Raw genomic sequence first — 13,041 nt, 5'->3', positions numbered from 1 at the left:
GAGGAGCCACAAGATGCGTTTCATGTTTCTGGGTGCGGTCGCTTTTGGCGCCCTGGCTGGCGTGGTGGCGTATACTCAGCAAAGCAAGCCCCTGGATCCTTTTGAGGAAGCCATGCGCCAGCGGCAGATGTATCTGGAAACCTTTGGGGTGCTTCCGGGCGAGCTCTTCGCTAAGGAGGGCAAGGAGCTCTTTTTCCGCAAGGGGCCCAGCGGCAAGACCCTCGAGGAGTGCGACTTCGGCAAGGGGAAGGGGGTTTTGGAGGGGGTTTACGCCATTCTGCCCAAGTACTTCCCGGACAGCCGCCGGGTGGAGGACCTGGAAACCCGGGTGTACACCTGCATGCAGACGGTCCAGGGGTTTAAACCCAACGAGATCAAGCGGGACGAGGTTAAGGCCATCACCACCTACATCGCCTCCTTCTCCTCCAAGGCCAAGATTCAGGTGGTGCCCAAGCACCCCGCTGAGCTTGCCATGTACAACCTGGGGCGGGAGCTTTGGTACACCCGGGCCGGGGCCCGGGACATGAGCTGCGCCATCTGCCACGACCAGTACGCGGGCCAGAGGGTGCGGCTTTCCCCCGTTAGGAGCCCCAAGCAGGGCTTGGGCAACGAGTGGCCCGCCTACCGCTTTGAGGAGGACAAGCTCTACACCATGGAGGACCGCATCAACTTCTGCTACGAGTCCATCGCCATCCCCAAGCCCGAGTTCTACTCCGACGTGCACATCGCCCTCACCCTGTACATGCTGGCCGAGGCCACCAAGTCCGGGCACTCCTTTGAGGAGCTGCCCTTCTTCACCCGCTAGCCATGCGCCGCCGGGACCTCCTCGCCCTTCTTCCCATCCTGCCCTGGGCCCAGGCCCAGGGGGGAGGGGGCGTGGGGGGGGGACTGGGTGGTGGCCTTCGGGGCCTTTCTCAAGCGGGTACCCCCGGCCAGCTACCTGGTCTACCCCACGGAGGCCAAGGACCTTCTCCTCTTTGACCCCTTTATCCTGGACGTGCGCACGGAGGAGGAGCGGAAAAAGGGCTACATCCCCGGTTCGGTGCACATCTACGCCGGGCAGGTGCCGGACCGCCTGGCGGAGCTTCCCAAGGACAAGGAGGCCCTGATCTTGGTCTACTGCAACTCGGGGAGCGTCTCCATGGTGGTGGCGGCCTACCTGCAGGCTTTCGGTTACAACAACGCCAAGAACATCGCGCACGGCTTCAAGGGCTGGCTGGACGCCGGCCTGGAAGTGGAGGGAGGATCATGAGGAAACTGCTGGCTCTTTTGGCGCTGATGGGCCTTTCCCTGGCCCAGTCCCTGGTGGTGGAGGTCCGGGGCTCCTTGGAGGAGGTGGAGGCTAAGACCCTGGAGGCCCTGAGGTCGGTGGGCCTGGAACCGGACCGGGTCCTGAACCTGGGGGAGCAGGTGCGGCAGGTGACCGGCCCTGGCTTCCCCGAATACCGCCTGGTGGTGCTGAAGCCCGAGAAGGGAAGCGTGGAGGCCGTGTCCAAGAACCCCATGGCCGCCATCGTCTTGCCCCCCACCGTCTTCATCACCGGGCAGGGGCAGAAGTACCAGGTGGGCACCTTTGACGGGCGGCTCCTCTTCGGCATGCTGCAGGTGTACGGGGGTGAGGTGGAGCGGCTCACCTGGCGCCTCGAGGCCGCCTTGGGCCGCCTGGGCATCGTGCGCCGCCTGCCCCCTGCGGTGATGCCCGACCCCAGGAGCGGCATGATGCCTGCCCTCCTCTACCGCGTGCCCTCCGCCAAGGTGGAGGACGTGGTGCTCATGGTGGAGACCGAGCTCACCTCCAACGGGCTTAACCTCCTCCCCAACGTGAAGGTGGGCCCGGTCACGGTGATCATGCCCTGCAAGAGCGAGTGGGCCCGCATCATGTTCCTCACGCAACCCGCGGGTGGGTTTGCCGCCCCTTGCCGCTTCTTCGCCATGCAGATGGGGCCGGATGTGCTGGTGGGGGCCATTGAGCCCATGCTCATGACCATCATGCCGGGGGTGATGGGTAGCCCGGCGGTGGCCATGCTCCAAGAGGCCCGCCAGGTGATGTCCCAGATCCTGGAAGCCACGGGCGGTAGCCCTTACCGTCCTGGCCAATAGGTGCGTTCAAGGGAGGGAGCATGAGCAAGGTTAGTCGGCGTCAGGTTCTCAAGTCGGGGGCGGCCTTGGCCGCGGCGGGGGCCCTTTCCGGGCAGGCCTTCGCCCAGGAGTTCTACAGCCGCCCGGCCACCCTTCTCCCCCGGACCCGCAAGCCGCGGGTGGTGGTGATCGGGGGTGGCTGGGGGGGCACCACGGTGGCCCGGAAGCTGGCCCAGTCCGGGGTGGATGTGGAGGTGGTGCTCATTGAGCAGAAGCCCATCTTCATGTCCTGCCCCATGTCCAACCTCTTCCTGGCGGGGGTGAAGCCCCTGGAATGGCTGGTCTTTGACTACACCAACGTGGTCAAGGACGGGGTCATCTTCGTCCAGGAAAGGGTCTTGGACATCAACCGGGACCGCCGCCTGGTGCGCACCAGCGGGGGCTACATCGGCTACGATTATTTGGTCTTGGCCCCGGGCATTGACTATATGTACGAGGCCATCCCAGGCTACGCCGAGGTGAAGCACCTCATGCCGGTGGGCTTCAAGCCCTTTGAGCACATCGCCTTGAGGCGCCAGCTGGACCAGTTTGATGAAACGGGCGGGGAGCTGGTCATGTACATCCCCAATCCCCCCTACCGTTGCCCCCCTGGCCCCTACGAGCGGGCGGCCATGCTGGCCTGGCGGCTCAAGGAGAAGAAGGTCAAGGGGAAGCTCATCGTCCTGGATGCCAACCCCCAGCCCGTCTCCAAGGCCCCGGGCTTCCTCGCCGCCTACAACGAGCTCTACAAGGGCTACCTGGAGTACGTGCCCAACACCCGCATCACCGGCTTGGACTATGGGCGAAAGGTGGTCAAGACCGAGCTCGGGGACGTGCCCTTCACCGTGGCCGACATCATCCCCCCCATGAAGGCGGGGGAGCTGGTGCGCACCGCGGGCCTGGGGGAGCGCTGGGCCAACGTGAGGATCCCCTACTTCCTCTCCGAGAAGGACGACCGCGTTTACCTGGTGGGGGATATCACCGGGAACACCCCCTACCCCAAAAGCGGCATGGTGGCCTACGTGTCCGGCACCATCGTGGCCCGGCACCTGGTGGAAAGGCTTAAGGGCAAGCCCCTGGCGGAGATCCCCCCTGAGCTTCCCCATAACATCTGCTACTCCTTCGTGGACAAGGAGGAGGCCATCTGGGTGGCGGCCAACTACTCCTGGGACGAGGCGGCCAAGCAGATCAAGGCCCAAAGCTCCGTGGACAACCAGCGCTCGGCCGCCAACGGGACCGCCGCCATCGGCTGGGCCACCGGGATTTGGAACGACATGTTCGGCCCCGCCTGAGGCGGGGGCCCCGCCCCGGAGTGGGGCGGGGTTTTTCTTGCCGGCAAAGGATACGATGGGAGGGTATATGGACCGAAGGAAGTTCTTCCGGCTCTTAGGCGCGGGGGGCGTGCTGGGCCTCCTCAAGGCCAAGGCCCAGACGGCCCCTTGGGACGAGGAGACCTTTGCCCCCACGAAGACCCTGGGGGCTCCCCTTTCCGAGTACGGCCAGAGGAGCCCCTTTGAGGAGGGGGTGGTGCGCTACATCTCCCCCAACCTGCGCACCCGCCATTCCGGGGCGGACTTCGCCCCCTTGGAGAAGCTGGAGGGGGTCATCACCCCCAACGGCCTGCACTTTGAGCGCCACCACGGGGGGGTGCCGCAGGTGGACCCGGCCAAGTACCGGCTGGTGATCCACGGCATGGTGGAGCGCCCCCTGGTCTTTACCCTCGAGGACCTCAAGCGCTTCCCCTCCGTGACCCGCACCTACTTCATTGAGTGTGCAGGCAACGGGCAAAACGGCTACCGCAACCCCCCAGACCCCAACCTCACCGCCACCCGTAGCCGGGGCCTGGCCTCCAACGCCAGCTGGACGGGGGTGCCCCTGGCCCTCCTCCTCAAGGAGGCGGGGGTGAAGCCCGAGGCCAAGTGGCTTATCCCCGAGGGCATGGACGCCGCCATGTACACCCGCTCCCTCCCCTTGGAGAAGGCCATGGAGGACGTCCTGGTGGCCTACGCCCAAAACGGGGAGGCCCTGCGCCCCGAGCAGGGCTACCCGGTGCGCCTGGTGGTGCCGGGTTGGGAGGGGAGCATCCAGGTGAAGTGGCTCAGGCGCATCCTGGTCACGGACCTCCCCGCCATGGCCAAGGACGAGACCAGCGAGTACACCGACGTGATGGCGGACGGCAAGGTTTGGGCCTTCACCTGGGTCATGGACCCGGAGTCCATCATCACCTACCCCTCCGGCCTCCAGGAGATCAAGCCGGGCTTCCACGAGATCCGGGGCCTGGCCTGGAGCGGGTACGGGCGCATCACCAAGGTGGAGATCTCCTTTGACGAGGGGAGGACCTGGCGCCAGGCCACCTTAGAACCCCCGGTGGAGCGCTACGCCTTCGTGCGCTTCAAGATGCCCTGGCACTGGGACGGCAAGGAGGTGGTGCTTTGGAGCCGGGCCTGGGACGAGAAGGGGAATACCCAGCCCACCCGGGAGGAGTTCTTCAAGAAGTGGGGCAGGAACAACCGCTACCACTACAACGCCATCCAGGCCTGGCGCATTCTGCCCAACGGCCGGGTGGTGAACGGGGACAGGCCCTTGGGCCAGCAGGCCTTCGGGCCCATGGGCGGATGCGGGGGGGAGGTGTTTGATGGCTAAGCGCGTTTTGGTCCTTCTGGCCCTCCTGGGCCTGGCCGTGGGGGCCCGGTACAACCTGGGCACCCCCATCTCCGAGGAGCTTGCGGCCCAGTACGACCTTAGGCCCGTGGTCCTCCCGGACGGCCGGGGGCTTCCCCCGGGGGAGGGGAGGGTGGAGGAAGGGGAGCGGATCTATGCGGAAAAGTGCGCCTCCTGCCACGGGGCTAGGGGCGAGGGCTACCCCTTCAACCGCCTGGTGGCGGAGCCCTTCCCCATCACCCCGGATACCGAGCCCGCCGAGTTCGCCATCGGCAACTACTGGCAGTACGCCACCACCCTTTACGACTACATCCGCCGCGCCATGCCCTTCGGCGCTCCCGGCACCCTCACGGACGAGGAGGTCTACCACCTGGTGGCCTTCCTCCTCTACATGAACGGCATCATTGACGCCCAAGAGCCCATCAACCAGAAGACCCTGCCCCAGGTGCGGATGCCTGCCCGGGAGCTTCTGGAGTTGGATCCTGAAACCAAGCGCCGCTTCCCTTGGCTCACCTTGCCCTAGGATGAAGGCATGAGCGTTTCCCTGGCGGCGGCGTTTTTTGCGGGGGTGCTCTCCTTCCTTTCCCCCTGCGTCTTGCCCCTGGTGCCCACCTACCTGGTCTATTTGGGGGGGGAAAGGGGGCGCCCCCTTTTCAACGCCCTCTTCTTCGTTTTGGGTTTTGGGTTGGTCTTCTTCCTCTTGGGGCTACCCTTTACCTTGCTGGGAGGGCTTCTTTTTGAACACCGCCAGACCTTGGCCCGGGTGGGGGGAGTGGTCTTGATCCTCTTTGGCCTATATATGCTGGGCCTCAGGCCCCGATGGGGGGTGAACCTGCGCTACGAGGGGGAGACGGCCCGCCCCTTGGGGGCTTTTCTCCTGGGGGCTACCCTGGCCCTGGGCTGGACCCCCTGCATCGGGCCCATCCTGGGGGCCATCCTCACCCTGACGGCGGTGGGGGGTGGGGTGGGGTTGCTTGTGAGCTACATCCTGGGCCTGGCCGTGCCCTTTTTGTTGGTGGCCCTGTTTGCCGAGCGCATCAAGGGGTGGCTGCGGCGGGCGGGGCGGCTTTCCCACTACGTGGAGTTGCTGGCGGGGGTGGTGCTCCTGGTGGTGGGGGTTTTGCTTCTCACGGGGACCTACAGCGCCCTGAACGCCTTCTTCCTCCGGATTACGCCGGAGTGGCTGCAGAAGTACCTGTAGGGGTGAACCCGGGAGGTCTTTCCCCCTCAGGGGGACGATTGGCCCTCCGGGATACCCCTAAACTGGTATAGGCATGTTGCTTCGCTTGCAGGGGATCTCCAAGCGCTTTGGCCGGGACTGGGTGCTCCGGGACCTTTCCTTCACCCTGGGGCGGGGGGAGGTGGTGGCCCTGTTGGGTCCGAACGGTTCGGGGAAGACCACCCTCTTGCGCCTTATGGCTGGGCTTCTCAAGCCCACCCGGGGGCGGGTGGAGCGGGCGGGGGAGGCCCTCTTCCTGGCCAACCCCCCGGCCTTCCACCGCCACCTCACCGCCCGGGAACACCTTCTTTACGACCTGGCCTTTTACGGCAAGGGGGGGGACTGGAAGGGGACCTTGGCCCGCTTTGGCCTGCCCGAGGACCTGCCCCTCCTGGCTTTTTCCAGCGGCATGAGGAAGAGGCTGGCCCTGGCCCGCCTCAGCCTTCTGGCTCCCGAGATCTGGCTTCTGGACGAGCCGGAAACCGCCTTGGACCGGGAGGGGCGGGGGCTTCTCCTGGCCCTTTTGGCCGAGGCCCGCCAAAAGGCGGGGGTGGTCCTGGCCACCCACGACCGCCACCTGGCGGAGGAGGTGGCGGACCGGGCCTTGGAGCTGGGGGCATGAGGCTTCCTGCCGAGGGATGGCCGCAAGCCGCGGGAAGCGGTAGGGTAAGCGGGGTGGGACGGATTTGGCTTTTGGCCTTGCGGGATCTGCGCCTCGAGGTCCGAGACCGGGCCGGCCTCCTTTCCATCCTGGCCTTTTTTGCCGTGATGCTCTTCATCATGGCCCTGGCCCTGGGGCCGGAGGAGGAGCCCCTGCGCCGGGCCGCCCCTGGGGTGCTCTGGGTGGCCTTGGCCTTTGGGAGCACCTTGCTTTCCACCCGGGCCTTTGCCCTCGAGGTGGAGGAGGGCACCTTGGACGACCTCCTCCTGACCCCAGGGGGGAAGGAGTGGATCTACCTGGGCAAGCTTCTTTTCCAGATGCTCCTCCTCCTGCCCTTGGCCGCCCTGGCCCTTTTGATGGTGGCGGGCCTCTTTTACCTGCCCCTGGAGCGCCTTCTCCCCCTTTTCCTGACCCTGGCCCTGGGGGTCTTGGGGTACGCCAGCGTGGCCACCTTCTACGCCGGCCTCCTGGCCCGCCTTAGGGGGCGGGAGGTGCTTTTGCCCCTGCTCCTCTTCTCCCTGGTGGTGCCCGTGGTCCTGGCCTCGGTGCGGGCCACCACGGGCTTGGCGGAAGGCCTACCCCTGGCGGAGGTTTCCGCCTGGTGGCAACTCCTCTTGGTTTTTGATGTGGTCTACCTCACCGCCAGCGCCCTCCTTTTCCCGGTGGTTATGGAAGGGTAGGGCCTGGGGTATGGGGGCCACAGATTTTTAACCCTCCCCTTGGCTATGCTGGGGGCCGTGGAGGTCAAGATGCTAAAGGCAGCGCAACCCGACCGGCCGGATGCCCTCACCTGGGTCTTTCTGGGGCTAGGGCTTTTGCTCCTCCCCGTGGGGCTCTATTTGGCCCTCTCCGCTCCTCCCGATGTGAACCAAGGCTACCTGGCCCGCATCATGTACCTGCATGTGCCGGGGGCCTGGCTGGGCTATCTGGCCTTCTTCGTCACCTTCCTCTACTCCCTCCTCTACCTCTTCCGGCAGAACCCCAGGTACGACCGGGTGGCCCTGGCGAGCGCGGAGATCGGCCTGGTCTTCATGGGGCTGGCCCTGGTGACGGGGATGCTCTGGGCCCGGCCCACCTGGGGGGTCTACTGGACCTGGGAGCCCCGGCTCACCACCACCGCCATTCTCTTCGCCGTCTACGTGGGGTACTTCCTCCTCCGGGGGGCCATCGAGGACCCGGAGCTTCGGGCCAAGGCGGCGGCGGCGGTGGGCATCCTGGGCTTCATCAACGTGCCCATCAGCTACATGTCGGTGAAATGGTGGCGGAGCCTGCACCAGACCCAGTCCATTGACCTCACCACGGGGAAGATCCACATGGACCCGGCCATGCTTCAGGCCCTTCTTTTCAACCTCTTCGTCTTCACCCTCCTCTATTTGGGCTTTGTGCGCTTCCGTGCCCTTTTGGCCGCCCTCGAGGCCAGGAAGGAGGAGGCGTGAGCGAAATCTTCGTCACCTGGGTCTACGCCCTCACCTACCTCACGGTCTTCGGCTACCTGGCCTACCTCTTCTGGCGCTACCGGAGGGTGAAATGAGGGCCAAATACCTGGTGGGGCTTTTGGTCATCCTGGGGGCCTTGGCCTACTTGATCTTCGGCGGCCTGGGCCAGAACCTGGTTTACTTTCTCACCCCTTCCGAGTACCTCCAGGACCAGGCCCGCTACCAAAACCGTCCCGTGCGCCTGGGCGGCTTGGTGAAGGAGGGGACGGTGCGCTACGACAAGGACCAGCTGGAGCTCCGCTTCATCCTCACCGACGGGGTGGCCGAGGTGCCCGTGGTGCATAAGGGGACGCCTCCTGGCATGTTCAAGGAGGGGCAGGGGGTGGTGGTGGAGGGCCGTTTCCAGGAAGGGATCTTCCGGGGCACCAACCTCTTGGTGAAGCACTCCGAAACCTACCAGGCGCCCAAGGCGGGCTGGACCCCGGAGGAAGTGCGCAAGCTGATTGAGGAGGCCAAATGACCCCGGCCCTTCTGGGCAACCTGGGCGTCAGCCTGGCCCTGGCCTTTAGCCTGCTGGGCCTGGCCCTGGCCCTCCTTGCCTATTCCCAAGGGGATGGGCGCTTCCTCAAGGGGGCCAAGGCCTTGGTCCTGCCCGCCTTCTTGGCGGCCCTGGTGGCCTTTTTGGCCCTGGAATGGGCCCTTCTCACCCACGACTTCAGCCTGGCCTATGTGGCCCGGAACCACTCCACCCAAGACCCCCTTTGGGTCACCCTGGTGACCCCCTGGGCGGCCCTCGAGGGGAGCATCCTCCTCTGGGGTCTCCTGCAGACCCTCTACACCCTGCTGGCCAGCCGCAGGGCCTTAGATCCTTGGCGGGCCTCCCTGGTGCTGGCGGTGCTCTTTGGCGTCCAGGTCTTCTTCTTCGGGGTCATGGCCACCATCGCCAGCCCCTTTGAGACCCTGCCCAACCCCCCCATGGACGGCGCCGGGCCGAACCCGCTTTTGCAGAACCACTGGATGATGGCCGTCCACCCCGTGCTCATGTATCTGGGTTTCGTGGGCTTAAGCGTCCCCTTCGCCTACGCGGTGGCGGCCATGGCGGTGCGGCGCTACCAGACCTGGGTGGGGGAGACCCGGTGGTGGACCCTCATCGCCTGGGGCTTCCTCACCGCTGGGAAGGTGGCGGGGATGTGGTGGAGCTACGAGGTTTTGGGCTGGGGCGGGTACTGGGCCTGGGACCCGGTGGAGAACGCCAGCTTCATCCCCTGGCTCTTGGCCACCGCCTTCTTGCACACCGCCATCGTCCAGGAGGCCCGGGGGGCCTTTAAGGCCTGGAACTTCGCCTTCGTCACCCTGGCCTTCGCCGCCACGGTGCTCGGCACCTTCCTCACCCGGAGCGGGGTGATCCAGTCGGTGCACGCCTTCGCCGAGGGGCCGGTGGGGCCGGCCTTCTTGGGCTTCTTCCTCCTCGCCACCGGCTTGGGCTTGGGCCTCCTCTCCCGGGTCAGCCGGGAGGTGCGGGACCCTGTGGCCTTCCGGCTCCTTTCCCGGGAGGGGGCTTTGCTCCTTGGGGCCTTCTTCTTCGCCGGCTGGGCCTTGGTGGTGGTGCTGGGCACCTTTTACCCCTTGCTGGCCGAGGCCTTCACCGGGGCTAAGGTGAGCGTGGGGGCCCCCTTCTTTAACCAGGTTTCCGCGCCCCTCGGGGTGGGGATCCTCCTCCTCATGGGGGTGGGGCCCATCCTGCCCTGGCGGAGGCCTAGGGCGGAGGTCTTCCGCAACCTGTACCTCCTGCTGGCGGTCTTGCTGGTGGGTACCCTGCTTGGGCTTCTTCGGGGCTATACCGTGGGGGCTTCCTTGGCCCTGGGGCTTTTCCTTTACAACACCGCCGCCATCTTCCTTCTGGTGCGGGAGGGGGTGCTGGCCCGCCTTAGGGCCGGGCTTTCCCCTTGGGGGTTCTTGGGGAACCGCCGCCGGGTGGGAAGCCTTTTGGCGCACTTCGCCGTGGCCCTTATGGGCCTGGGCATCGCCTTCAGCCAGGCCTACCGCCTCGAGGCGGAAAAGACCCTCTACCGGGGCCAGGCCTGGGAGGCGGGTGGGGTGCGCATGGAGTTCCTGGGGGTGCGGGCCTTGGACGAGGGGCGGCGCTTTGCCGTGGAGGCCCTTTTGCGCACCGACCGCTTCGGGGAGGTGCGCCCCAGGCTCCACTTCTACCCCCAGATGAACGCCCCCCTGCCCGCCCCCAAGGTCCTCTACACCCCCGGCAACGACTACTACTTCCTCCTCATGGACTTTGACCGGGAGAAGGGGGGGTGGGCCTCCGTCCGGCTCATCGTCACCCCCCTGGTCTTCTGGATGTGGGTGGCCGGGGGGCTTTTGGCCTTGGCCACCCTGTACATCCTCTGGCCCGCGGGGAGGCCTGAGGAGCTCAAGGGGGTGAGCCCGGCATGAGGGGCTGGCTCTGGGTCCTGGTGGTCCTGGCCCTGGGAGGGCTTTTCTACTGGGGGATGCAGCGCAACCCCAAGGAGCTGCCCTCGGTCTTGGCCAAGGAGCGCCGACCGGCCCCCGACTTTACCCTTCCCCTCCTCCCCCCCTACCGGGAGGCGTGGGGGGAGACCCTGCGCCTCGCCGACCACCTGGGCCAGCGCCCCATCCTCCTCAACTTCTGGGCCAGCTGGTGCTACCCCGCCTGCTACGAGGAGGCCCCGGTCCTCGAGGCCACCTGGCGCCGGTATAAGGACCAGGTGCTGTTTGTGGGCATCAACACCCAGGACAAGGAGGGGGATGCCCTGCGCTTCATAGAGCAGTTTGGCCTCACCTTTCCCCAGGTCTTTGACCCCCGGGGCCGGGTGGGGGTGGACTACGGGATGTACGGGGTTCCAGAAACCTTCCTCATCGATCGGGAGGGCCGGGTTTTGCTCCGCCACGCGGGGGCCATTGACCAGGAAAGCTTGGAGAAGTACCTGAAGGAGGTGTTGCCGTGAGGGCTTGGCTGCTGGTCTTCTTCCTGGCCCTGGGGGTCTGGGCCCAGGAAGGCCCCGCCTCCCCGCCCCCGGACCTCCCTCCTGAGGTCTTCGCCATCGCCCGGGAGCTTCGCTGTCCCGTGTGCCAGGGGGAGTCGGCGGCGGAGTCCAACTCCGGGGTGGCGGTGGAGATGCGGCGCATCATCGCCGAGATGCTCCAGGAGGGCAAAACCAAGGACGAGATCAAGGCCTTCTTCGTGGACCGGTACGGGGAGTGGATCCTCTACGAACCCCCTAAGCGCGGGGTGACCCTTTGGGTCTGGGTGCTGCCGGTTTTGGGTCTGGCCCTTTTGGGCATGGGCCTGTTCGCCTACTTCCGGCCCAAGAAACCCCTGCCGCCTGAGCTTTTGGAGGAGGCGGAACGCCGTTTAAAGGAGCCCCCCGCATGATGGCTACCCTGATCTTTCTGGTCCTCTTTTTCCTCGGCCTGTACCTGGCCCTGAGGCCTCTTCGCGGACCCAGGGAACCCTTCCCCGAGCCTCCCAGGCGGGAGGAGCTTTTAAGGGAGCTGGAGGTCCTGAAAGAAGAGGTGCAGAACCTGGAAGGGGAGGAGAAGAAGCTGGCCCTGGCCCGGATGGTGGAGCTGGAGCGGGCCCTGGAGGGCTGGCGGCCGCCAGCGCCCCGCCCCTTCAACCCTTGGCCCGTGGCCCTGGCCCTGGGGGTGGTGGTCCTCCTGGGGGTAGGGCTTTGGCGCTACACCCTGCCCAGGCTTCCCGGGGAGACCACGGTCACGCAACGGGCCGAGGCCCGGGAGCTCAAGGCCCTGCAGGACAAGGCCAAGCGCACGGGGGAGGTGGCGGACCTCCTGGCCTGGGGAAGGCGGGCCTATGAGCTACAGGCTTTTGACCAGGCGGCGGAGGCCTACCTGGAGGTCTTGAGGAAGGACCCCAGGAACGTGGAGGCGGTGCGCCGGGTGGGGATTCTCCTTTTCATGGGGGGGCGGCTGGAGGAGGCGGAGATGTTCCTCCAGATTGCCCAGCACGCCGACCCCAAGGCGGCGGAGGGCTGGCTTTTCCTCGGGAACCTCTACTTCCAAAAGGGCCAGACAGAGGAGGCCATCGCCGCCTGGGAGAAGTACCTGGAGGTGGGCGGGGAGGCCAGGGAAAGGGTGGAGGGCCTCATCGCCATGGCCCGGGCCCAAGGGGGGAAGGATGGGAAGAGCGTGTACCAGGCGCGTTGCGCCGCCTGCCACGGGGCGGAGGCCCAGGGGGGGGTTGGGCCCAGGCTGAAAGGAAACCCCATCGTAAAGGCCCCGGAGGCGGTGCGGGAGATCGTGCTCAAGGGCCGGGGCCAGATGCCGGCGGTGCCCTTGGCCGAGGGGGAGCTTAAGGCCCTTCTGGACTACCTATCGGGCTTATGAGGCGGCGCGACCTCTTCTTCTACGTTCCCGTGGCCGTGGCCGGGGGTTTTTCGCTTGGTTTGGGGTGCGCACCTACAACCTCCGCTTCCGCTCCAGACCCGGGGCGGGGGAGCCCACCTGGAAGGAGGGGCCCAAGGTGGCGGTGGCCCGGCGGGGGGAGCTTGGGGTTTGGCAGGGGAAGCCCTTTGAATACCCCCTGCCCCTTGGGCCCCTAAAGGCCTTCCTCCTCCGCCTTCCCGAGCCCGTCCTCGGGGGGCTCTCCCTGGGGGAGGAGCACTACCTCGCCTTAAGCCGCATCTGCACCCACCAGGGGTGCACCGTGAACTACGTGCCCGACCCCGAGGCGGCCTCCATCCTCTACAACTTCCGCCACGAGAGGCCCTTTTTGGGATGCCCCTGCCACTTTGGGGCCTTTGACCCTCTCCTGGCGGGCAAGGCCATCTATGGGCCTCCCCGCTACCCCTTGCCCCGGCTCCGCCTCGAGGCGGAGGGGGATACCCTCTTCGCCACCGGGCACGAGGTACCCCTTAGGCCCATGGAGGGTTCTTAAGGGGGGCCCCAGAAAG

At 66.4% G+C, this 13,041-nt stretch carries 14 protein-coding genes and 2 pseudogenes; all 16 read left to right on the top strand.

Annotation, left to right across the window (positions count from 1 at the left end):
• The first annotated feature begins 13 nt into the window (after positions 1 to 13).
• Positions 14 to 805 (top strand): sulfur oxidation c-type cytochrome SoxA, encoded by a 792-nt coding sequence (gene soxA, locus BS74_RS09105; RefSeq protein ID WP_038059114.1) that lies wholly within the window; start codon positions 14 to 16, stop codon positions 803 to 805.
• Between the two features lie 2 nt (positions 806 to 807).
• Positions 808 to 1,252: pseudogene (locus BS74_RS09100) on the top strand (rhodanese-like domain-containing protein).
• A complete protein-coding gene (locus BS74_RS09095; RefSeq protein WP_038058170.1) occupies positions 1,249 to 2,100 on the top strand; it encodes a translation initiation factor 2 in 852 nt (283 codons plus the stop codon). Before BS74_RS09100 ends, BS74_RS09095 begins: the two are co-directional and overlap by 4 nt.
• Positions 2,101 to 2,120: 20 nt before the next feature.
• Positions 2,121 to 3,410, top strand: coding sequence for an FAD-dependent oxidoreductase (locus BS74_RS09090; RefSeq protein ID WP_038058167.1), 1,290 nt, complete (start codon positions 2,121 to 2,123; stop codon positions 3,408 to 3,410).
• Positions 3,411 to 3,477: 67 nt separating this feature from the next.
• The gene (gene soxC / locus BS74_RS09085; protein ID WP_038058159.1) at positions 3,478 to 4,761 is read left to right on the top strand and encodes a sulfite dehydrogenase; all 1,284 of its coding nucleotides are present in this window, start codon (positions 3,478 to 3,480) and stop codon (positions 4,759 to 4,761) included.
• Positions 4,754 to 5,302 (top strand): c-type cytochrome, encoded by a 549-nt coding sequence (locus tag BS74_RS09080; protein ID WP_038058157.1) that lies wholly within the window; start codon positions 4,754 to 4,756, stop codon positions 5,300 to 5,302. The genes soxC and BS74_RS09080 overlap by 8 nt, the downstream gene beginning before the upstream one ends.
• A 9-nt stretch (positions 5,303 to 5,311) precedes the next feature.
• Complete coding sequence (ccdA, locus tag BS74_RS09075; protein WP_038058150.1) at positions 5,312 to 5,980, top strand: cytochrome c biogenesis protein CcdA; 669 nt, start codon at positions 5,312 to 5,314, stop codon at positions 5,978 to 5,980.
• A 73-nt stretch (positions 5,981 to 6,053) separates the two neighbouring features.
• On the top strand, positions 6,054 to 6,620 hold the full coding sequence (locus tag BS74_RS09070; protein ID WP_038058147.1) for an ABC transporter ATP-binding protein: 567 nt from the start codon (positions 6,054 to 6,056) through the stop codon (positions 6,618 to 6,620).
• 53 nt (positions 6,621 to 6,673) lie between these two features.
• On the top strand, positions 6,674 to 7,339 hold the full coding sequence (locus BS74_RS09065) for a heme exporter protein CcmB (RefSeq protein ID WP_038059111.1): 666 nt from the start codon (positions 6,674 to 6,676) through the stop codon (positions 7,337 to 7,339).
• A 69-nt stretch (positions 7,340 to 7,408) separates the two neighbouring features.
• The gene (gene ccsA, locus BS74_RS09060; RefSeq protein ID WP_038059108.1) at positions 7,409 to 8,095 is read left to right on the top strand and encodes a cytochrome c biogenesis protein CcsA; all 687 of its coding nucleotides are present in this window, start codon (positions 7,409 to 7,411) and stop codon (positions 8,093 to 8,095) included.
• Between the two features lie 91 nt (positions 8,096 to 8,186).
• A complete protein-coding gene (gene ccmE / locus BS74_RS09055; RefSeq protein WP_038058145.1) occupies positions 8,187 to 8,615 on the top strand; it encodes a cytochrome c maturation protein CcmE in 429 nt (142 codons plus the stop codon).
• On the top strand, positions 8,612 to 10,543 hold the full coding sequence (locus BS74_RS09050) for a heme lyase CcmF/NrfE family subunit (protein ID WP_038058143.1): 1,932 nt from the start codon (positions 8,612 to 8,614) through the stop codon (positions 10,541 to 10,543). The genes ccmE and BS74_RS09050 overlap by 4 nt, the downstream gene beginning before the upstream one ends.
• The gene (locus BS74_RS09045) at positions 10,540 to 11,076 is read left to right on the top strand and encodes a TlpA family protein disulfide reductase (protein ID WP_038058141.1); all 537 of its coding nucleotides are present in this window, start codon (positions 10,540 to 10,542) and stop codon (positions 11,074 to 11,076) included. Before BS74_RS09050 ends, BS74_RS09045 begins: the two co-directional genes overlap by 4 nt.
• A complete protein-coding gene (locus BS74_RS09040; protein WP_038058140.1) occupies positions 11,073 to 11,504 on the top strand; it encodes a cytochrome c-type biogenesis protein in 432 nt (143 codons plus the stop codon). Before BS74_RS09045 ends, BS74_RS09040 begins: the two co-directional genes overlap by 4 nt.
• Positions 11,501 to 12,475: a c-type cytochrome gene (locus tag BS74_RS09035; protein ID WP_038058138.1), complete on the top strand. Its 975-nt coding sequence runs from the start codon at positions 11,501 to 11,503 to the stop codon at positions 12,473 to 12,475. The genes BS74_RS09040 and BS74_RS09035 overlap by 4 nt, the downstream gene beginning before the upstream one ends.
• Positions 12,472 to 13,025 (top strand): annotated as a pseudogene (locus tag BS74_RS09030) (QcrA and Rieske domain-containing protein). Before BS74_RS09035 ends, BS74_RS09030 begins: the two are co-directional and overlap by 4 nt.
• Positions 13,026 to 13,041: the final 16 nt, after the last annotated feature.

This window comes from Thermus amyloliquefaciens, from assembly GCF_000744885.1.
In the GTDB taxonomy this organism is placed as follows: domain Bacteria; phylum Deinococcota; class Deinococci; order Deinococcales; family Thermaceae; genus Thermus; species Thermus amyloliquefaciens.
Note: the sequence above shows the minus strand (reverse complement) of the source record. Positions and strands in the feature narration are given on the sequence as shown.